Below are 674 nucleotides of genomic sequence, written 5' to 3' on the forward strand. Positions count from 1 at the left end.
CCGAGCACCGTCAGGTCGGCCGCTCGCGGCCGGCCGAACCGATCGGCATCCCGAATCGGCATGCTGTTCGAGACGAACACCGTCGCCCGATCCGGCGCGTTCGAAAAGACGGATGCGAGGATCGCGCCCTCGAACGGCTCGGACTCGAGCGCGCTCGCGGTCACCGCCTCGTCGCGAATCTCCCAGTGGCGTCGTTCGGCCGCATCGAACCGGGCGCGCCAGTCGTCGTCGACCGTCGCCCTCGTCGTCGAATCGGTGTACTCGCCCTCGACGCGTTCGCTCTCTGCGATCGCTTCGAACAGCCCGTCGACGACGGTCCCGGGATCGGCCGCCAGCAGGTCCGTCGCGGTGAACGTCGCCTCGCGCCACGCGCCCGCAGGATCGATCAGGAACTGCCGGGCGTCGGCGTCCCGAAGCCAGTGTCGGAGCGGTTTCGACGTCGGAGAGGCCCCGAATCGGAGGACGACGTCCGGCGACGGCAGCTCGTCGACGTAAGCGTCGTAGCCGCCGTAGATCGAGCGCGATCCCTCGCGGTCCTCCCCGTCCGTCAACCCGACGTGCGGGCCGAACCGAAGTCCCGAGAGCGGATCCGCGAGTATCGGCGCGCCGAGACGATCGGCGAGTTCGGTGACCGCGGCGGGCTCGAGGTCGGGGAGAACCGCCGGATCGGCGGG

1 pseudogene is annotated in these 674 nt (G+C 70.5%); it reads right to left on the reverse strand.

Annotation, left to right across the window (positions count from 1 at the left end):
* Nucleotides 1–674 (reverse strand): annotated as a pseudogene (locus PGX04_RS29675) (2-succinyl-5-enolpyruvyl-6-hydroxy-3-cyclohexene-1-carboxylic-acid synthase); the annotation flags it as partial.

This window comes from Natrinema soli, assembly GCF_028618695.1.